Raw genomic sequence first — 20,628 nt, forward strand, 5'->3', positions numbered from 1 at the left:
ACGGCGCCGCCGATCAGCAGCGCGACGCCGACGCCGATGACGGTGATGATCGGCACGGCGGCGTTCTTCAGCGCATGCAGGAACAGCACGGCGCGCTGCGACAGGCCCTTGGCGCGCGCCGTGCGGATATAGTCCTGCTGCAGGACCTCCAGCATGGTGGCGCGGGTGATGCGGGCGATCAGCGCCATATAGACCATCCCGAGAGCGAAGGCCGGCAGGATGAGGTTGGAGAGCCACCCGCCGAGGCCTTCTGAGATCGGCGTGTAGCCCTGGACCGGAAGCCAGTCGAGTTCGAGGGCGAAGATGTAGGCGAGGACGTAGCCGACGACGAAGACCGGCACGGAGAAGCCGAAGACGGCGAAGGCCATGATGGCGCGGTCCACCCAGGTTCCCGCCTTCCAGGCCGCCAGCACACCCAAAGGTACAGCCACCGATACCGCAAGGATCAGCGTAAGCACCATCAGTGAGAGCGTTGGCTCCATGCGTTGACCGATCATCCGGGTCACCGGCAGGCCGGTGAAGATGGAGGTCCCAAGGTCGAAACGGGCGATCTGCCAGACCCATTCACCGAAGCGGATGAAGAAGGGCCGGTCGAGGCCGAGAGACTGGCGGATCTTCTCGATGTCCCCGGGCGTCGCCTGGTCGCCGGCGATGACCGCCGCGGGATCACCCGGCGCGATGTAGAGCAGCGAGAAGACGAACAGCGCCACCACCGCCATGACGGGGATCGTCGCGAGGATGCGGCGGACCACATAGGCGAACATTGGATTTTCCTGCCGCGCAACGCGGTGCTGTCGGATGAAAATGAACCCGCCGCCGTGGCATGGGACGGCGGCGGGGCAGGGAAAACCCAGCTGCTACTGACGGCGGACGTTCCAGAAGATCGGAATGCCGATGTCGATGTAGTCGTGCAGGTCGGCGCGCATCGCGGCCGGGCTGGAGTACTGCCCGGCAAGCGTCACCGAGACGATGTCATGGGCGCGCGCCTGCAGTTCGAAGGCGATCTCCCGACGCTTTACCGGATCGGAGACGGTCACGTACTGCTCCAGCAGCGTCTTCGAGCGCTCGTCGCAAGACCAGCCCGGATACCCGTCAGAGCAGTTGAAACCGATGCCATAGTGGGTCAGGGGGCTCTCGAGATCGTAGCCGAACCACACGATCGGCAACAGACTCCAGCCACCCTTGTCGGCCGGTTCCTTGCTCCAGCGGAGCTGGGCAACCGTGCTCCAGTCAGCCGCGCGAGGAACCACGTTGAAGCCGGCGCGGCGCAGACGGTCGATCGTGACGAGTGCGATGGCGTTAATCACGGGAACGTCGGTGCTCTGCAGCACGACGACGGGTTCGTTGTTGTAGCCGCCTTCCCGCATCAACTGCTTGGCGCGATCGATGCTGACGTTGCGCAGAGCTTCCGCACCGGCATCGGACGCGTAGGGGGAGTTGCACATGTACATGGAGTAGCAGCCGGCCATGTACAGGTCAGGAGGCAGACCCGTTCCGGCCATGAACTCCTCCTGATCCATCAGTTGCTGAAAAGCCTTTCGCAGCAGAGGATTGTTAAAGGGCGGCTGCGCGTGATTGAGGCGGACTGCCCCCATCTGCTGCGCAAGACCCGGTTCGGTGGTGAACTTGATCTGGCGGTTGCGACGAAGCTGCGGAATGAAGTCTGGCGACGTGCGCTGGATGTAGTGGATGTCCCCGGTGAGCAGGGCGTTGATGCGGGTCGAAGCGTCCGGCATGCTGACGAACTCGACGCGGTCGAAATGAGCGACCTTGCCACCCGTCAGTCCATCAGCTGGTTCGCTGCGCGGCACATAATTGGGATTGCGCATGAACACCGCGCGGTCACCCTGCCGCCAGGTCGCGGGATTGAACGTGTAGGGTCCCGAACCCACTGCCTCGGTGATGGGCCTGGAGGGCTCCGTCGATGCGAGGCGGGCCGGCATGATCACCGGGACGTTGCTGCTGGGCTTGCCCAAGGCCTCGATGACGAGACCGAACGGTCGCGAAAGGACCAGCCGGAAGGTCATCGCGTCAACGGCGACCAGTTCCTTGGTGGCGGCGATGAGGCGACGACCGAGGCCATCGCGGCCACCCCACCGGCGGATCGAAGCGATGCAGTCTTCAGACGTCACCGCGCTGCCGTCGTGGAATTTCAGGCCGGGCCGCAGCTTGAACGTGTAGGTCAGGCCGTCCGCGCTGACCTCCCAGGATTCCAGCATCTGCGGCTTGTATTCGCCCTTCGTGTTCACGGCGATCAGCGTGTCATACACCATGTAGGCATAGCTTCTGGTGATGTACGACGTCGATGCGATCGGATCGAGGACCTGAAGCTCCGCATCCAATACGGCGCGCAGCACACGCTCCTGAGCGTTGGTGGTGGTCGGCATGGCCATGGCGAGGCTCTGGACGAGTGCCACGGCTCCGAGAAGAAATCGAAATTTCATGAGTTCCCCTTCTCTCAGTTCGGTGCGCGAGTTGGCGGACGAAGTGTTTTCGCCCATGTTTTGACGTCTGCATCGAAACCGTCAGGCGATCACGCCCACCCACGACCGATGACATCGATTGTGCGCGAGTGCAGCCCTGACCGCTTTCGGATGGTGGTCAGCGTCTGCAACTGGAACAACTTCTCAGTCCGTATGCGCCCATGAGGAATTCTCATGTCGCGCCGCACCCCGAGGGCAGCGCGCGATATGCACCGGCGATTTTGGAATGGGGGTTTGATAAAACGGAAGTTGAACAGGCTTTGGGGCCGCGGGCTACTGTTCGCACGGAAGGTCGCCCCTGCCCTTTGGGCTCCCGGCGAGCCGACCAAGAGTGACCCATGATCTTTTGGAACATGTTGTTAGGCGCGGCCGGTTTCTGGCCTCATAGAGCATGACAGATCCCGTTCGAACAGCCATCGTCACCGGAGCAGCCAGCGGCATCGGCCGGGCCACAGCCGAAAGGCTGGCGCGCGCAGGCCGCAAGTTGGTTCTGGTCGACATCAACGCGGCACCTCTGGCAACGGTTGGTGATGCCCTTCGCGAAGAAGGCGCCGATGTCAGATGCCATGTGGCCGATGCGACTTCGCCGCAGGCTGCCGAGGCCACCGTCGCTTCAGCGCTCGAGGCTTTCGGGAGCGTCGATATTCTCGCCAATATCGCCGGGGGAGCAGGTCCGCGGAACCTTCACCAGATCGACGAGATCGGACTGGACGACTGGGACCTGGTGATGGGCCTCAATCTCCGCAGCACCTTCCTGTGGTGTCGCGCTGTCGTACCCCTGATGCGCGAAGCCGGCTACGGCCGCATCATCAACACATCGTCGACGCTTGCACGCGGCAAGATGGGTCCTGTCGGAACGGCCGGGGCGCGCTTGCCCTATGCGGCGGCGAAGGCGGGCATCCTGGGCTTCACGTCCCAGCTTGCCAAGGATGTCGGTCGGTTCGGGATCACCGTGAATGCGGTGATGCCCTGGCTGGCAATCACCGGCCAGCGCATGCAGGACCGCTATGATGCGCTGACGCCGGAGGCGCGGCAGCTGCTGTTGAGCCGCGCCCCAGCCGGGCGGCCGGCGAAGGCCGCCGAAATCGCCGCCGCCATCGCGTTCCTCGCCTCGGACGAGGCCAGCTACATGTCGGGTGTCGGCCTGCCCGTCGATGGCGGATTCCTCGAATGACGGCCCTGACCGATCAGCGACTGGGAGGCCGCCGGATCGCCATCACGGGTGCGGCCTCCGGTATCGGCCGCGCCATTGCCATTTGTTTTGCAGCTCACGGCGCGCGTGTCGCCCTGCTGGACCGCGACCAAAGCCGGTTGGCGGAGACGGTGGAACTGATCGGCGAACGGCCGGTCTACCGCGTTTGCGACGTGACGGACGCCGCGGCCGTGCAAGCGGCGATCGATGCTTTGGCCAAAGCCTGCGATGGGCTCGACGGCCTGGTCAATTGCGCCGGGATCAGCCTTTGGCGGAACCTCGACGGCTGCAGTTTCGAGGATTGGCGCTCGGTGATGTCGGTCAATCTCGACGCCGCATTTCTTGTGACGCAGGCCTGCCTGCCGCATCTCAAGAGGGCCGGCGACAGCACCATCGTCAACATCGCTTCCGGCGCCGCGCTCAAGCCGACCCGAGACTTTGGGGTCTATGCCACTTCGAAAGCCGCCCTGGTCGCGTTCACGCGGGCTCTCGCCGTGGACCTGGTCGAACATGGGATCCGCGCCAATGCCGTCTGTCCCGGCGTCATCCATACGCCCATGGTCGAGCGGACCCTGCAGCGTGCGCCCGATCGAGAGGCACGCATGCGACAGTTCTTCGACAAGAACCAGATGAGGCGCTTCGGCACCGCCGAAGAAGTGGCGCTCGCGACCCTGTTCCTGACCTCATCCGAATCGTCGTTCACCACGGGGTCGACCCTGTCCGCCGACGGCGGATCGGCTTTCCATTGAAGCGAGCGGGAGTGATCACCATGCGGGAAGTGCGAGCGTCATGACGACCCCCTTGAGGATCCTGGCAGCCGAAGGGTCCGCCTGGGCCGACCGGGGCTTGACCCCCGACGTCGAACACCATGCGCGTCGCGCGCTGATCGACTGGTTCGCCTCGCTCCTGCCAGGATGCCTGGTGGCGCCGGCAACCCTCCTCGCCAAAGCACTCGCCGCCGATCGCGGCCACGGACAGGCGATCTGCTATGTCGACGGCACCCGGAGCACGCTCCGCCACGCGGCCCTGATCAACGCGACCGCGAGCCATTCAGTGGAGTTCGACGACATCTACCGCGACGCGGCCTATCATCCGGGGTGTCCGACCATCGGTGCGGCCTTGGCCGCCGCCCAGGTTAAGGGGGCGACCATGGATCAGCTCCTGCGCTCCATCATCGCCGGTTATGAGGTCTCGTGCCGCATCGGCGTCGCGGTCCAGCCTTCACACTACCGCTTCTGGCATACCACCGGCACGGTGGGCACCTTCGGCGCCGCCGTCGCGGTGGGCTCTATCCTCGGTCTCGAGCCCGGACGGATGGGGCATGCCATCGCGACCGCCGCCACCATGGCCGGCGGGCTGCAGCAGGCCTTCCGTTCGGATGGCATGTCGAAGCCGCTGCATCCGGGACATGCTGCCGATGCCGGAGCGCTGGCCGCCTTGGCCGCAGAGGCCGGCGTGACCGGTGCACTCGACGTCCTCGAGGGACCGGCGGGATTTGCGGCTGCGACAAGCGAAAACACGGGCAACTGGGAGAAGGCACTGGCCGACATCGGCCGATCGGTTGCGATCACCCAGATGACGTTCAAGAACCACGGATGCTGTGGGCACATCTTCGCCAGTCTCGATGCCTTGCGGGACCTGCGCCACGAAACCGGCTTCAGCCCCGCCGATATCCAGGCGATCCACGTCGCCGGCTACAAGGCGACCAAGGACGTCTGCGACCGTCCCGTCATATCGACGGAACAGGAAGCCCGCTTCTCGGTCCAGTATACGCTCGCCAACCTGCTGCTGCACGGCGGCGTTCGGCTTGCTGCTTTCGCGCCGGAGCGTCTCGTCGACGAGGCGATACGGCATGAAATGGCGAAAGTGTCGGTTTCGGTCGATGCCGAATGTGAGGCCGCATTTCCGGGGCGCCGCAGCGCGCATGTCACGGTGACGCTCACCGACGGTCGCCGGCTTCATCGCTACCAGCCGACCCGCAAGGGCGATCCCGACGCGCCGCTGAGCGATGCCGAACTCGGGGAGAAGTTCGACGAACTGGTGTCCCCCGTGATCGGAACGCGCGAAGCGGCGAAGCTCCTCGACGAACTCTGGCACGGCGACACGATCCCCCAGGACGTCGCGCTATCTCCTCTGGCCCGTCAGGGCGCCACGATCTCAACAGCGGCTTGAAACCATGACCCAGTCACAGCTCAAACTCGCGGACATGAGCCATACCTGGCCGGACGACGCCCAGTGCGTGGTGACCATCACCATCGACTATGACGGCCCATCGAACGATCTCGCCAAAAACCTCATCCCGCTCGGCAAGAATTCGCATGGCCGCTACTCCCACAAGTGCGGTGTACCCCGCTATCTTGCCATGCTGGAGCGCCAGCAGATCCCGGCGACGTTCTTCGTCCCCGGCTACGACGCCGAGCTCTACCCCGAGTCCGTCAAGTCGATCGCGGCAGCCGGGCACGAGATCGCAGCCCATGGATACATCCATGAATCCTTCGACGTCGGCGAGCGGGAGCCGGAACTCCTGCGCAAGTCGCACGGGATCCTGACGGATCTGATCGGGAAGCCGCCCGTCGGCTGGCGCAACCCTGGCGGCGGGAAATCCGACGCGACGCTGCGGACCCTGACCTCTCTCGGCTACATCTACGATTCCAGCGAGAAGGACGACGACTTCCCATTCTTCCCGGAGATGGATGGAAAGCCGCTGCGGAACTTCATCAACCTGCCGGACAACACCAGCAGCCTCGACGATTTTCCCTTCTACAAGATCAGCCTGACACCCCCCTCAGAGGTGCTCGAACACTGGAAGCAGGAGTTCCACGCGACCTATCAGGAGAAGGGGTTCTACGATCTCATCGTCCATCCCCGCACGGGTTTCGGCTCCGGTTCGCCGACGCGGGCGGGCATCGTCGAGGATCTCATCATCTTCATGAAGAGCTATCCCGGCGTGAAATTCATGACGCTCGAGGCCCTGGCGCATTGGTGCCTGGCCCATCCTGCCTATTGGCGCGGCTGACTTCGGAGCGACCCAGATGACGAACACTGCGAAAGTCACTCCCATGGATTTCAGCATCACGGTCAACCTGCACGGCACGTCCGTCGAGCTGCGCCAGGTTTCCAGGGAACGCCTCGTCGGCCGCTATGCCTATGGCAAGTATGCGGCGCTCGGGGTCGAGCGCATGCTCACCCTGTTCTCGGACATGGGCATCCCCGCGACGTTCTTCGTGCCAGCCCTGGAAGCGGAAATGAACCCGGGCCTGATCAAGGAGATCATGGCGGCCGGACATGAGATCGCGTCGAACGGCTATGCGCTCGAAGACCACTCGACGCTCGGCGATTCCGAAGGCGCCATTCTGGAAAAGGCCCGCGACGTCCTTGCCGGGGTGATCGGCTCCGCACCGGTCGGGTGGCGTGCTCCCGACGGACTGATGTCGTACAAGACGATCGGTCTCCTCGCATCCCTCGGCTATCGCTACGACAGCAGCCTGCAGGACGACGACCATCCCTATAGCCTCGCCGCGGACGGCGGCGGCAGGATGGTGGAACTGCCGCAGAACGAGATCCTGCTCGACCAGACCCTGTTCGCCATCCGCCAGACGCACGACCGCGTGCTCAAGAACTGGACGGAAGAGTTCGTCGGCCTGCGCCGCGAAGGCTGCTACGCCAACATGACGCTGCACCCGCGACCGGATTACGGGGTCGGGCGGGCCAGCCGCATGGTGATGCTGGCGGAGTTCCTCAGGTTCATTCGCGACAACGGACCCGTGACCTTCCGCACTTGCGCGGACGTCGCCCGCAGCGCGGCAAAACAGGCTCCGAAAGCGGCCTGAGGCCTGAGCCTTGTCTCGGCCCCGATGCCGAGCACGATCGATGCTGATCATTGCAGGATGCCCAGAGCATGGCCTCAACCGCCAACTACGCGCCCGGAGATTTCAGGCACCTGACCTTCCACGATGCGGTTCCCCGCTTCGTGGACGGTACGGATAACCCCCGCGCCTATCTTGAGCGTTGCCTCGAGACGATCGAGGCCCGGGAACCCATTGTGCGAGGATGGGCCCATCTGGCGCCGGATTTGGCACGCGCCAGCGCCGATGAGGCGACGGAACGGTACCGCGCGGGGCGCCCCCTGTCGCTGATCGACGGCATGCCGATCGGGGTAAAGGACCTGTTCGAGACCAGGGACATGCCGACCCAGATGGGCTCGGAGGCCTTCGCCGGGAACTTCCCGAGGCGCGACAGTCCATCGATCCGCGCCCTCCGCGAGGCGGGGGCCGTCATCGTCGGGAAGACCGTCACGACCGAACTCGGCATGGCCCATCCCGGTCCGACCACGAACCCCTTCCATCCAGACCACACGCCCGGCGGATCGTCTTCGGGCTCGGGGGCGGTGATCGGGGCGCAGATGGTGCCCGCAGCGATCGGAAGCCAGGTCGGCGGCTCGCTGATCCGCCCTGCCAGCTACTGCGCCAATTTCGGCCTGAAGCCAACGCTGGGCGCCATCAACCGCGGCGAGCGCATGGGCCTCAGCCAGGCAACCATGGGCGTCCATGCCGGCTCGGTCGAAGACATGTGGCAGGTGGCGATCGAGATGGTGAAGCGCGCCGGCGGCGATGTCGGTCAGCCCGGGCTCTACGGTCCCTCCGAACCCCCGGCGCCACGTCGGCCCGACACGCTGATCGTGCTCGAAACCGAAGGCTGGGCACTGCTCGACAGCGCGTCCGTTGAAGCGGCAGAGCGGTACCTTTCCAATCTGTCGCGGGCCGGCGTTCGCCTTCTGCGCCGAAGCGACCACCCCCTGATCGAGGATTTCGAGCGGACGATCGCGGCCGCCAAGGCCATCACCAACGACATCAACTCGTTCGAGATGCGCTGGAACACCCTCAATCTCTTCGAACAATATCCCGACAAGCTGAGCGAGCGCATTCTGGCGCGCATGCGTTCGGGCCAGGTCATCAGCCTCGATACCTATCGACACCTGCTCAGTCAGCGCGAGGTCGGCCGTCAGAAGCTCGCGGCGCTCGCCCATCTCGCGGATGGATTGATCGGGGTCTCCGCCACTGGGCCAGCCCCCGTCTGGGAGCGCGATCGACCCGGCGCTCCGCTGCCGAAGGCGCCGACCGGCGACTATGCCTGCAATGCTGCGACGTCGCTCCTCGGCGCGCCGGCCGTCACGGTTCCCGTGCTCGGCGTCCGTGGCCTTCCCCTCGGCATGCAAATTGTCGGACAGCCCCATGATGATGCCCGGATCACCGCCATCGCGGCCTGGGCCGTCAAGACCGTCGCACCGGTCTCGGTCGACTGAGTGGCTTCGGTCATGCTTGAAAACTGGCAGCCGGAGAGGCCGATGGACCAGAGGATCGTGATCGTCGGCGCATCCCAGGCCGGGCTCCAAACCGCCGTGACCTTGCGCCAGCGCGGTCACGCCGGCCAGATCACGATGATCGGGTCGGAACCCCACACCCCCTATCAGCGCCCTCCGTTGTCGAAAGCATTCCTGACCAGCATGGCGGCTCCCGAGTCACTCGCTCTGCGCTTGCCGGATTTCTACCGGGAGAACAGGATCGAGTTGATCCGCGGCGAGACCGTCGACAGGATCGATACGGGCCGTTCGGTCATCATGACGGTCTCAGGACGCGAGTTCGCCTATGAGCGCCTCGCGCTGACCGTCGGCGCCATGCCGCGACGCCTCGACGTGCCGGGCCATGACGTAAGGGGCGTCCTCTATCTGCGCGATATCGGGGACGCATTGCTCATGCGCGAGCTTCTGCCCAAGGCGGCGGACGTCGTCGTCGTCGGTGGCGGCTTCATCGGGCTCGAGGCTGCAGCTGTGTGCGCGAAGGCCGGCAAGCGGGTCACGGTGGTCGAAGCCAGCAGCCGGCTCCTCGGCAGAACCGTCGGCTCGACCATGTCGCGCTTCTTTCTCGATGCCCACCGCAAGCGCGGCGTATCATTCCGGTTCGAAACGGGGGTCGCGGAGATCGCGCAGGATCGAGGGACCGTCGCCGGGGTCCGTCTGACGGACGGCTCGCTGCTGCCGGCCGAGATCGTGATCGTCGGCATCGGCGCCATCCCACGCACCGAGCTCGCCGCACAGGCCGGTCTCGGCACGGCCGCCGGCGGTATCCTGGTCGACCGCTTCGCCACCACCAGCGATGCGCACATCGTCGCTGCGGGCGACTGCGCGATGGGGCCCCACCCGATGGCGCCCGAGCGGCTCATCCGCCTCGAATCGGTCCAGAATGCCACCGACCAGGCCAAGGTTGCTGCTGCGACTCTGCTCGGGGGTCACGAGCCTTATGCCGGCGTACCTTGGTTCTGGTCGGATCAGGGCGACATCAAGTTGCAGATTGCCGGCATCACGACGAACTCGGACGAGTTCGAGGTCTCCGGCTCCTTCGACTCGGAGCAACTGACGGTGTCGCACTTCAGCGGCGGCGTGCTGACGGGCGTCGAATGCGTGAACCGGCCGTCCGACTACATGCGTGCGCGGCGCGCCCTCGGCGAGGCACTGCAGGGCAGAGCACTCGCGGTCCGGCAGCCCGCCGCGCTGGAGACTGCTCCCGCGTCGTGATCGCCCTCCGGAAAGTGAGCGCGGATGAGAAAAGCGCACATATCCATGCCGACATCGAAGTTGCCTTTTGGGGCCGTCGGGACGAGCGTGTCAGTCGGATGACGTAAGCCTGAGGATCGCCCAGCACCGATGCTGGCTTTCTCGATGCATTGGAGACGCCCGCAATGTCAGCCGCGCAGGAAGTCGCCGAGCGCGTTTCGAGCGACCTGAACCCTCTGGTCCGCGAGGGCTTTCTCAACCCCTACCCGATGTACCAGGAGCTGCGGGCCCTCGGACCGGTCGTGTGGATGCAGTCGCTGAACGCCTGGGGGGTGTTTAGGGATGCGGAGGTCCGCAGGGTCATCACCGACTGGCAGAGTTTCGGCAGCAAAGGCGGTGGTGGCGTCTCGAACTTCTATTTCGAGAAGCCGTGGCGGGAGCCGAGCGTCGTTTTCGAGGTCGATCCGCCGGATCATACCCGCACCCGCACGGTCCTGACACGCGTCCTGTCGCCGGCCGCCCTCGCCAAGTTGAAGGCCGGCATGGAAGCGGAAGCCGCGCGTCTGGTGAACAGCCTGCTGGAGCGGAAAACCTTCGACGCGGTCGCCGACTTCGCCCGGCCCTTTCCCCTGAAGGTCTTGCCGGATGCCGTTGGTCTTCCCGAAGAAGGTCGCCACAACCTCCTGACCTACAATCAGTTCGTTCGAAAGGGGCGCGCCCTCAACTGGCGCCAGAACTGGACCGAAGCTGACGAAGTCGAGGGTGAGCGGATCACCAACTGGGTGGCCGACCACTGCCGTAGGGAAGGCCTGAAGGCGGATGGTTTCGGGGCGCAGATCTACGCAGCTGCCGATGCCGGTGAGATATCCGACTATGAGGCCGCCATGCTGGTGCGGTCGTTCCTCACCGCTGGCGTCGAAGGCACGATCAACGGCATCTCCCACACGATCAATCTGCTCATGGCCCATCCCGAGCAATGGGCCATCGTCCGCGATGATCCAACCAAGGTGCGCGCCGCCTTCGAAGAGATGCTCCGGTTCGACTCCGGGGTTCAGATCATCGCCCGCAACACGATGGGAGAGATGGACTTCGAGGGAGTTCGGCTGGGGGCCTTCGACAAGGTGATCGCTTTCATCGGCTCGGCCAACCGCGACCCCTCGCGCTGGGCGAACCCGGATGTCTATGACGTCACCCGCAATACCGCGGGCCACGTCGCCCTCGGGACCGGCATCCACGGATGCGTCGGACAGATGATCGCCCGCATGGAGGCGACAGCCGTCCTGGGGGCGCTCGTCAGGGCGGTCGACGAGATCCGCCCGGCAGGAGCCCCGGTCTACCGAACCACCGGAGCCAGGGGGCTCGAAAGCCTGCCGGTGACCATTCGCGGGCGGCAAGGCAGCCTCGCACAATGACGAAAGTCACTTTCGTAGGGACGGACGGCAGCGAGACCGTGCTCGATGTGCCGCCTGGCACGTCGTTCATGCAGGTCGCCGTGAGTGCCGGTCTGGCCGGCATCGTCGCCGAATGCGGCGGCGCTGCGATGTGCGCGACTTGCCATGTCTATATCGATCCGGCCGACAGTGACAAACTGGCGCCGATTTCGACCATCGAGAACGAGATGCTCGCGGCGACCGCCAGCGAGCGCCGCGCCAACAGCCGGCTGAGCTGCCAGCTCCAGGGGCACCCGGACCTGTCGAGCATCCGCGTCCATCTGCCGGAGACGCAGGTCTGAGCAGGCCGCCGATGCTTTACCCGCAGTTGCCGCACCCCCCGGCCACTCAACTAGGATAGGCCAGCGAAGCTGGGGCGTCCGCCGCAGCTTTCGAACAGGCACCGGAGCCATGGCCAGAAAAATACCCCCGCTCAATCCGCTGCATGTGTTCGAGGTCGCGAGCAGACTCTGCAATTTCACCTCGGCTGCCGAGGAGCTCAACGTCACGCAGTCTGCGGTCAGCCGCCAGATCGCGACCCTCGAAGGCTATCTGGGTACGCAGCTCTTCCACCGGCAGAAGAAGGGCATCGCCCTGACTGCGGCGGGCGAAGCCTATCGGGACGAGATCGGCCGCGCTTTCGGCATCATCGCGGCGGCGACAGCAAACGTGCTGCAGGAAAAGCGGCTCGAACCGCTTCGGGTGCGTGTCTACAACACCTTCGCGTCGCAATGGCTGATCCCCCGCCTGCCCACCTTCCAGGAGATGTATCCGGAGATCCTGGTCCGCATGAACACCACCGTCGCGCCGGTGGACTTCAACCAGGATGACGTCGATATCGCCATCCAGTTCGGAGCCGGGCACTGGGCCGGCCAGGAACAGCGGCTGCTGATGAGCGACGTCATCCAGCCGGTTTGCAGTCCGACGCTCCGCGACATTCCGGCCGGGGTGGACGACCTCGTCCGCCACCGATTGCTCCACGCACGCTATCGCCGCAGCGACTGGGTCGAATGGCTCGCGGGCATCGACCGCTCGGACCTGTGGAGCGAGGGCATGGAGTTTTCCAGCTCGCTTCTCTCCTATCAGGCAGCCCAGGAGGGTATCGGGATCGCGATGGGCCAGATCAATCTGCTCAAGCGCGAGCTTCACACGCGCCGGCTCATCACCCTGTTCGAACCCCTCGAGCGCTCGTTCGGCTATTATGTGGTGTGGCCGAAATCGAGGGCACTGCCGCAAAAGGCCCGCCGCTTCCTGGCCTGGCTCGAGGAGGAGGCCCGGAGCGCCTAGCCGGCCTCAGCCGTCATTTCACATTGGCCCGATCGGAACACATGGCGGCAAGTTCGAGCGCCATTGCCACGTCGTTCTGACGTCGGCCCGCCTCAATGTCAGCGATCAGCGCCGTCAGACCGTCCAGCACCGGCGTCGAGATTCCGTGTCTCGCGGCGGCGGCCTTCACCGGCGCATATTGCCAGGGCACCTCGGTGGGGCGCTTTCGCACGGCGAGGTCGCGCCACATGCCGCTGTGATGCTTGGTCGTGCCGCGGCGGCGGGCGAGGATGGTCTCGATCGTCCGATCGACGCCGGTTCGGTCGGCCGCGAGGAATGGCGCTGGGTCGAAACCCTGGAACGGCATGGGCGCGATGTGTTCCGCGTGAGCGACCGTCAGGACCTCATGGGCGAGGATCGCAATGAGCGGACGGAACCTCGGATCGGTCAGGAAATCGGTCGTCGTCTCGTTCGTCAAAGCGCCGGCCGAAAGGATGGCGAGATAGGCCAGCTTGCTCCAGAGGTACCCGAAAATGTTGTCGGTGAGGACAGCTGCGTCGTCAAACTCGAGAAACAGCCGGTGGAGGTCTCCGATCCGCGATGTCGACGCACCATCGATCTCGCCGACCACGACCGCTCCGCGGCCGCCGTAGTTGATCCGGCCGGGCTCCAGCCAGTCGGAACCGAAGTTCACGAACGCACCTACCGTCCGAGCCGCGCCCACATGGCGCGCGATCACCGGCTCGTTGATGCCGTTCTGGGCGGAGATGACCGCCCCGTCAGCGGTCAGATGGGCCTTGATGCGCTCGATGGCCGCTTCGGTATGTTGCGCCTTCACCGCGAGTAGGACGATCGGGAACTGTCCTGTCAGGTCGTCGGGATGAAAAGCCTCGGCGCCGATGGAAAACTGGTCGACCGGCCCCTCGATGGCGAGGTTGCCCGTTTTGATCTGCTCCACATGGTCGCGAACGAGGTCGACGAAGACGACCTCGTGGCCGGCACGAGCCCAGTAGGCTCCGATCGTTCCACCGATGGCGCCCGCACCCCAGACGAGAATGGGGCCGGAGGCGCGAGCCGAGGGCATCGCCTGGTCCATCGTCTCGGTCCTCAGGCTGCCCGCAGGGGGGCAGGACGGAGCACCTTGGCACCGCTCCATCGCGCAGGTCCGGCGCGCTCATACTGCATCGGATAGTCCAGCGTCGCGCCAAGGCGTTCAGCGGCCCTCCACACCCAGCGTGGGTCGTCGAGAAACGCACGGCCGATCGCCACCATGTCAGCCTGGCCCTGTTTCACGATGTCGTCGGCGAGCAGGGGTTCGAAAATGAACCCGGTGACCACCGTGGAGACCCCCGCCTCGCGCCGGATACGTTCGGCGTAGGGAGCAAGGTAGCCGGGGGCGGCGGGAATACGCACCTCGCTGCTGATGGCGCCGGCCGACACGCCGATATAGTCGCATCCGATCTCGCGAAGCGCCGAGGTGACGACAATCGTGTCCTCGATGGTCAGCCCCCCGTCCAGCCAGTCCTGCGCGTTGAGGCGAATGCCGAGGGCCCCGGGGGCGGCGAACTCGGCGCGGATGTCGACCATGACCTCACGCACGAAGCGCAAGCGGTTCTCGAGGGAGCCGCCATACTGGTCCTGCCTGTGGTTGGATATGGGCGAAAGGAAGCTGTGCAGCAGATAGCCGTGTGCGCCATGGACCTCGATCAGGTCCAATCCGAGCCGCGCCGCCCGCCGTGCCGCCTGCCTGTAGGCCTCGCGGACGCGCGACAGCCCCTGCTCGTCCAGGGCCTCCGGAACGGGCCAGTCAGCAGCAAAGGGCACGGCCGACGGCGCACTCATGGTCCACCCGCCCTCGGAGGCCCGCATCGGCGCCCCGCCATGCTGCGGAAGTGCGAGCGAGCCCTTCCGGCCGGAATGGCCGAGCTGCATACCGATTTTCGCCGGCCCGATTTCTCTCAGTGCCGCGATCAGCACGCGAAAAGCGTCCTCGTGCTCGTCGGTATGCAGCGCCAGGCATCCCGTCGACCCGTAGCCGGAGAGTTCGACCGACGTCGATTCGATGATCACCAGGCCCGGTCCGGATGCCGCCAGGCTTCCCAGGTGCTGGATGTGCCAAGCCTTCGGGCACCCCTGCACTCCGGAATACTGAGCCATCGGCGAAACGGCGATCCGATTGGGCAGAACGATGCCGCCAAGGGAGACCTCACTGAACAAACCGGCGCTCATTTCCGTCAGGCCCTCATCTGAAAATTATGCTGGGCCTTCGCCCATGCTGTCGCCGGCAGTTTGCGAGGTGCCTGCCGTCGGCGCAAATTCAAGAAGGACATGATGTGCTTCCCTGCGCTCATGTCTGGTTCGGGTGTCATGTCGCCGACCAGCCATGACTAAAACTCACCTGGTCCTGTTTTGTGTGAAGTTGTCCCGTCGAGAGCGTTTTGAAAAAACCAGTGACGATCTTCGGCTTACCGTTTGTGTTGCGGCCACATAATGCACCGGCGGCAGCAGCCGTGAGGCCAGGGCCAGATGTGAGGACCCATGGATTTCCGACTGTCACCAGAGCAGCAGCTCTTCGCGGATTCGGTCGCCCGTTTTGCGCGGGACCGCCTTCAGGAGGGCGCACTGAAACGGGCGCATGACCCCGGCTTTCCCTTCGAGATCGCGCAGGACATGAGCAGGCAAGGCCTCCTGGGAATCACCATGCCGGAGGAGGACGGGGGTCAGGGCGGCTCGCTGATGGACGCCGTCCTGGCGATCGAACAGGTCGCTCTCGTCTGCCCGCGGAGCGCTGATGCGATCCAGGCGGGCAATTTCGGACCGATCCGCACCTTTTCGCAATTCGCCTCGCAGGAGCAGAAGCAGCGCTTCCTGCCCGACCTGCTGGCCGGGAGGTCAGTCATCAGCCTCGGAATGAGCGAACCCGAGGCGGGTTCGGCAGCAACCGAACTCAAGACGACCGCTCGCCGGGACGGCGGCAGCTATGTGCTGAACGGCACGAAGGTGTTCTCCACGCACAGTCCCGACGCATCGCTCTTTCTCGTCTATGTCCAGTTCGGCAGATCGACGGCCGACATCGGCTCGGTTCTGGTCGAGCGCGGGACGCCGGGGTTTACGGTCGGGCCCCCCTCGTCGTTCATGAGCGGGGAACAGTGGAGCCAGCTCTACTTCGAGGACTGCCGCATTCCCGCTGAAAATGTCCTCCTCGGGCCCGGCGGCTTCAAGAAGCAGATGTCGGGCTTCAACGTCGAGCGGATCGGCAACTCGTCGCGTGCCCTGGCGCTGGGCCGTCATGCCTTCAACCTGGCACGCGACTATGCCTCCGTGCGTCGCCAGTTCGGCAAGCTTCTCTGCGAGTTTCAGGGTTTGCAATGGAAGTTCGCCGATATGGCGCTGAAGCTGGAAAGCGCCCAGCTGCTGCTCTATCGCGCCGCATCCAACCTCGACGAGCGCGGCCTGCCCGACGTCTACGAGACCGTCATCGCCAAGGTCGCCTGCAACCAGGCCGGCTTTGACGTCGCGAACGAAGCCGTGCAGGTCATGGGCGGCCTCGGATACAGTCAGGAATCGCTCGCCGAATACTGCATGCGTCGCACCCGCGGCTGGATGATCGCGGGCGGTTCGATCGAACTGATGAAAAACCGCATGGCTGAGCATCTGTTCGACCGTCGTTTCGAGCAACGGACGTCCCATGCTCAAGCCGCAGAGTAAGGGGATCACCGCGGAGGCGCTCGGGAAGGCGCTCTTCTCGCCCACGTCGATCGCCATTATCGGTGCCTCCGACGACCTGACGAAGACCGCAGCCCGCCCGCTTCACTATCTGAAGCTTGCGGGCTATGCGGGCCGCATCTACCCGGTCAACCCGCGTCGCGAAACTGTCCTCGACGTTGCGTGCTGGCCCAGCGTTTCAGCCCTCCCCGAGAGACCCGAACACGCATACATCGTCACGCCCACCAACGGCATCCTGGCGGCGGTCGAGGAATGCGGCCGCGCGGGAGTGCCGGTCGCCACGATCCTCGGCAACGGCTTTTCCGAGAGCGGGCCCGAAGGAATCGAACGGGAGCGGGAGCTTCTGGACATCGCCCATCGCTGGGGAATTCGTCTGGTGGGGCCGTCCAGTCTCGGCGTGGTCAATCTGCGCCGCGGCGTGATGATCACGGCCAATGCGGCCTTCGCGGAGACCGACCTTCCCAAGGGCCGGACTTTCGTCGCGTCCCAGAGCGGTAGCATGATCGGCGCGCTTGTTTCGCGCGGCAAGGCTCTGGGCACGGACTTCGGGACGCTCGTCTCGGTCGGCAACGAGGCCGATCTGTGCATCGGCGAGATCTGCAGTTCGGTGCTCGACGATCCCGATATCGACGGTTTCCTGCTCTTTCTCGAGACGCTGCGCCACGCTGACAAGCTCCGGGCCTTTGCCATCGCCGCAGCCGACCGCGGCAAGCCCGTTCTCGCCTACAAGCTCGGCCGCTCATCCGAAGCCCGGGAACTGGCGCAATCACACACAGGTGCCCTCGCCGGCGAAGACGACATCGCCCGAGCCTTCTTCGCAGATTGCGGCATCGGCCGGGTGGAGACGCTCGAAGGGCTGCTCGAAGGCCTCCCCGTGCTCAGAGGGATCCCTCCCGGCCGGGTGCGGGGGCGCAAGCCACGCGCCGGGATCGTCACAACGACCGGTGGTGGCGCGGCGATGGTCGTCGACGAACTGGCGATCCGCGGCGTCTCCGCGGTTGCGCCTTCCGCTGAAACCCTCGCCCGGTTCACGGCGGCCGGCCTCCAGATCGACGGGGCCCGCATCGTCGACCTGACCCTCGCCGGCACGCGCTACGACGTGATGAAAGCCGCCCTCGACATCATGCTCACCGCGCCGGAATACGACATCGTCATTGCCGTCGTCGGCTCTTCTGCACGGTTCCAGCCTGACCTCGCGGTGCGCCCGGTGATCGACTCGGCCGGTGCCGACAAGCCTCTCGCCGCCTTCCTGGTGCCCGAAGCCGGCGATGCGCTTCGCCAACTGCGCTCTGCCGGCATCCCGGCGTTTCGCACCCCGGAGGCCTGCGGGGATGCCATCGCGGCAGCCTTCGGCCGGCGTCGGCCCGGGCCGAACATTCCCTCCCCCATGGAGGGCGCCCCCTCCCGGCAACTGGACGAGGATCAGTCCTATGCGCGTCTCGAGGCGGCGGGGCTGACATGCGCACCCAGAGCGGTCATCGACATAGCGGCCGGGATCCCCGAGCTCCCGCCGGCGCATTTTCCTGCCGCATTGAAAATCCTGTCGGGCGAGATCGCCCACAAGTCGGACATCGGCGGCGTCAAGCTCGGCATTCCGGACGCCGCGTCCCTGCGACGCGAGGCGTCGGCGATGGTCGACCGCGTGCGGCGGGGGGGCGGGCATGTATCGGTCGACCGCCTGCTGGTCCAGCCGATGCAGAGCGGTGTCGGAGAAGCTCTTCTCGGTTACTGCGTCGATCCCGATGTCGGCCCTCTCGTGCTCGTCGCGAGTGGCGGCATCCTCACCGAGATCTATGCCGACCGGAGCCTTCGCCTGGCGCCTGTCGATCTCGCCACGGCGCGCGAAATGATCAGCGAGGTCAAGGCCTTTCGCGCTCTTGCCGGTTACCGCGGCAAGACTGAGGGCGACCTCGACGCATTGGCCCAGGCCATCGTCCGCATGTCGCGGCTGGCCTACGAGCCCGATATCGCCGAGGCCGAGGTAAACCCGCTGGTCATCCGCCCCCTTGGGGACGGCGTGGTCGCGGTCGATGCGGTCGTGCGCGTCTGGAGCGAGGAAGGTCGATGACCGACGGCCCGAAGGTCTATGACTACATCGTCATCGGAGCGGGGTCCGCCGGCGCGGTGCTCGCCAGCCGCCTGAGCGAGGATCCCGGCGTCAGGGTGCTGCTGGCGGAGGCCGGCGGCTGGGATCGAGATCCCACACTCCACATTCCCGGCGCCATCGTCCGCAACGTCACCAACCCCAAGTTCAACTGGGGGTACAAGACCGAGCCGCAGGCTCACCTGAACAACCGTCAGCTGGTCTGGCCCCGCGGTCGACTGATCGGCGGATCGAGCTCGATCAACGGCATGATCTACATTCGCGGCCATGCGCGCGATTACGATGTCTGGCGGCAGCTCGGGTGCACCGGCTGGGGCTACGACGACGTGCTGCCCTATTTTCGCAAGGCCGAAACCTCCGCGCGGGGCGGTGACACTTATCACGGCGACGCAGGCCCGTTGAAAGTCATGCGCGGGGAGCCTGGAACGCCGGTCTGCTCCGCCTTCGTCGAGGCAGCGGTTGCGGCGGGTTACGTGCGCAGCGACGATTTCAACGCGGTCGAGCAGGAAGGCTTCGGTCACTACGACTGCACGATCCATCGCGGAAGACGCTACAGCACCGCGACCGCCTATCTGCGTCCGGCACTAAATCGCCCCAATCTCACGGTGGTGACCCGCGCCGTGGCGCATCGTGTGGTCTTCGAAGACCGCGTCGCCCGCGCCGTCGCATTCAGCATCGACGGCAAGCCCGAGACTTTGCGCGCCGAGCGGGAGATCTTCCTCTGCGGCGGGGCGATTAACTCGCCGCAGCTGCTGATGCTGTCGGGTATCGGCCCTGCAGACCATCTGCGTGATGTGGGTGTCGACGTGGTGCACGATGCACCCGATGTCGGCGGCAACCTGCAGGATCACATCGCCTTCAAGTATCAGATCGAATGTCCCGAGCCCGTCACGGCCTACAAGTACCGGAACCCGCTGCATGCCGGTCTGGCGGGTCTCAAGTACCTTTTCAACGGATCGGGAATCCTGGGCCGTACCGCGCTGCCGACCGGAGGGTTCCTGCGAACGACGCCCGACAAGGACATTCCTGACATCCAGGTTCAGGTCGCGGTCGCCATGGTACCGGCGCCCTCGTCCGGCCGCCGCTTTCCGGATCGACACGGGTTCACCGTCTACGTGAACCAGGGACGGCCGCTCAGCCGCGGCACCATCCGGCTGCGCAATGATGATCCGGCGGCCCTGCCGGCCATCGATCCCCGATATTTCTCGGCGGAAGAGGATCTTGATGTGCTTCTCGACGGCATGAAGCGCACCGAGGACATCCTGCGACAGCCGGCGCTCGACCGCTACCGCGGTCGCCAGGCGGAGCCACCGACATCGGTCACGACGCGGGATGGCTACATCGCGGAGATCCGGGAAAAGGCGACAAGCACCTATCACCCGATCGGCACCTGTCGCATGGGCGCCGACGATCGATCTGTCGTCGACGAGGCCTTGCGGGTTCGTGGAGTGTCCGGATTGCGCGTGGTCGACGCCTCGGTCATGCCGACCCTGATCAACGGAAACACCAACGCGCCGACGATCATGATCGCGGAGAAGGCAGCCGATCTCGTGGCCCGCTGAGCGACGCTGCACACCTCGGGTGCACCCAAGAAATCCAGCAGAGACGGATTCGCCATCAAGGGGATGGGCGGTGAAAAACACCCCGGGTCTGCCGGACGCAGGTTGGCGAGAGAAAAGCCCCGATCCTCGGCTTGGCCAGCGACGCTCAGCAAACTCCTGGGCTGGCGCCGACAGGACGTTGTGACGGGTTTGAGGAGGCGGCAGATTCACCGAGCGGTCGCGGTAGGCTCAAGATGCCGGAGTGCGGGAGGGAGCGCGCGGCTGCACCTACAACACTCCTACAGCATGAATGACTGAACGCCACTCAACCATCTG

At 65.3% G+C, this 20,628-nt stretch carries 17 protein-coding genes; 13 read left to right on the top strand and 4 right to left on the bottom strand.

What is annotated here, in order from left to right:
- Positions 1-764 (bottom strand): ABC transporter permease (locus Q8O26_RS08175; RefSeq protein ID WP_305575010.1); only part of this gene is annotated, 764 nt, incomplete at its 3' end.
- A gap of 93 nt (positions 765-857) precedes the next feature.
- Positions 858-2,501, bottom strand: coding sequence for an ABC transporter substrate-binding protein (locus tag Q8O26_RS08180; RefSeq protein WP_305575011.1), 1,644 nt, complete (start codon positions 2,499-2,501; stop codon positions 858-860).
- Between the two features lie 373 nt (positions 2,502-2,874).
- On the opposite strand from Q8O26_RS08180, the gene Q8O26_RS08185 reads away from it, so the two are divergent.
- The 10 genes from Q8O26_RS08185 (at position 2,875) to Q8O26_RS08230 (ending at position 12,942) form a co-directional block, all read left to right on the top strand.
- Positions 2,875-3,657, top strand: a complete 783-nt coding sequence (locus Q8O26_RS08185; protein ID WP_305575012.1) for an SDR family NAD(P)-dependent oxidoreductase — start codon at positions 2,875-2,877, stop codon at positions 3,655-3,657.
- Positions 3,654-4,424, top strand: coding sequence for an SDR family NAD(P)-dependent oxidoreductase (locus tag Q8O26_RS08190; RefSeq protein WP_305575013.1), 771 nt, complete (start codon positions 3,654-3,656; stop codon positions 4,422-4,424). Before Q8O26_RS08185 ends, Q8O26_RS08190 begins: the two co-directional genes overlap by 4 nt.
- A gap of 97 nt (positions 4,425-4,521) precedes the next feature.
- Positions 4,522-5,847: an MmgE/PrpD family protein gene (locus Q8O26_RS08195; RefSeq protein WP_305575014.1), complete on the top strand. Its 1,326-nt coding sequence runs from the start codon at positions 4,522-4,524 to the stop codon at positions 5,845-5,847.
- A gap of 4 nt (positions 5,848-5,851) precedes the next feature.
- Positions 5,852-6,691 carry a polysaccharide deacetylase family protein gene (locus tag Q8O26_RS08200; protein ID WP_305575015.1) on the top strand — a complete coding sequence of 280 codons (840 nt, stop codon included), beginning with the start codon at positions 5,852-5,854 and terminating at the stop codon, positions 6,689-6,691.
- A 43-nt stretch (positions 6,692-6,734) separates the two neighbouring features.
- Entirely contained in the window at positions 6,735-7,505 is a 771-nt protein-coding gene (locus Q8O26_RS08205; protein ID WP_305575016.1) for a polysaccharide deacetylase family protein, read from the top strand.
- A gap of 68 nt (positions 7,506-7,573) precedes the next feature.
- Positions 7,574-8,977, top strand: a complete 1,404-nt coding sequence (locus tag Q8O26_RS08210; RefSeq protein ID WP_305575017.1) for an amidase — start codon at positions 7,574-7,576, stop codon at positions 8,975-8,977.
- 42 nt (positions 8,978-9,019) lie between these two features.
- On the top strand, positions 9,020-10,246 hold the full coding sequence (locus Q8O26_RS08215; protein WP_305575018.1) for an NAD(P)/FAD-dependent oxidoreductase: 1,227 nt from the start codon (positions 9,020-9,022) through the stop codon (positions 10,244-10,246).
- 164 nt (positions 10,247-10,410) lie between these two features.
- Positions 10,411-11,637, top strand: a complete 1,227-nt coding sequence (locus tag Q8O26_RS08220; protein WP_305575019.1) for a cytochrome P450 — start codon at positions 10,411-10,413, stop codon at positions 11,635-11,637.
- Entirely contained in the window at positions 11,634-11,957 is a 324-nt protein-coding gene (locus Q8O26_RS08225; RefSeq protein ID WP_305575020.1) for a 2Fe-2S iron-sulfur cluster-binding protein, read from the top strand. The genes Q8O26_RS08220 and Q8O26_RS08225 overlap by 4 nt, the downstream gene beginning before the upstream one ends.
- Positions 11,958-12,066: 109 nt before the next feature.
- Positions 12,067-12,942, top strand: a complete 876-nt coding sequence (locus Q8O26_RS08230) for a LysR substrate-binding domain-containing protein (RefSeq protein WP_371134495.1) — start codon at positions 12,067-12,069, stop codon at positions 12,940-12,942.
- A gap of 13 nt (positions 12,943-12,955) precedes the next feature.
- On the opposite strand, the gene Q8O26_RS08235 is transcribed toward Q8O26_RS08230, so the two are convergent.
- Together Q8O26_RS08235 and Q8O26_RS08240 are read right to left on the bottom strand one after the other, a co-directional pair.
- Positions 12,956-14,017: a ketopantoate reductase family protein gene (locus Q8O26_RS08235; RefSeq protein WP_305575022.1), complete on the bottom strand. Its 1,062-nt coding sequence runs from the start codon at positions 14,015-14,017 to the stop codon at positions 12,956-12,958.
- An 11-nt stretch (positions 14,018-14,028) separates the two neighbouring features.
- The gene (locus Q8O26_RS08240) at positions 14,029-15,150 is read right to left on the bottom strand and encodes an oxidoreductase (protein WP_305575023.1); all 1,122 of its coding nucleotides are present in this window, start codon (positions 15,148-15,150) and stop codon (positions 14,029-14,031) included.
- Positions 15,151-15,459: 309 nt separating this feature from the next.
- Between Q8O26_RS08240 and Q8O26_RS08245 the strand changes: the two genes are divergently transcribed.
- The 3 genes from Q8O26_RS08245 to Q8O26_RS08255 are packed head-to-tail and all read left to right on the top strand — an operon-like array spanning position 15,460 to position 20,313.
- Entirely contained in the window at positions 15,460-16,629 is a 1,170-nt protein-coding gene (locus Q8O26_RS08245; protein ID WP_305575024.1) for an acyl-CoA dehydrogenase family protein, read from the top strand.
- Complete coding sequence (locus Q8O26_RS08250; RefSeq protein ID WP_305575025.1) at positions 16,610-18,715, top strand: acetate--CoA ligase family protein; 2,106 nt, start codon at positions 16,610-16,612, stop codon at positions 18,713-18,715. Before Q8O26_RS08245 ends, Q8O26_RS08250 begins: the two co-directional genes overlap by 20 nt.
- A complete protein-coding gene (locus Q8O26_RS08255) occupies positions 18,712-20,313 on the top strand; it encodes a GMC family oxidoreductase (protein WP_305575026.1) in 1,602 nt (533 codons plus the stop codon). Before Q8O26_RS08250 ends, Q8O26_RS08255 begins: the two co-directional genes overlap by 4 nt.
- The last annotated feature ends 315 nt before the right edge of the window (positions 20,314-20,628 follow it).

Source organism: Phreatobacter sp., from assembly GCF_030691135.1.
GTDB lineage: Bacteria > Pseudomonadota > Alphaproteobacteria > Rhizobiales > Phreatobacteraceae > Phreatobacter.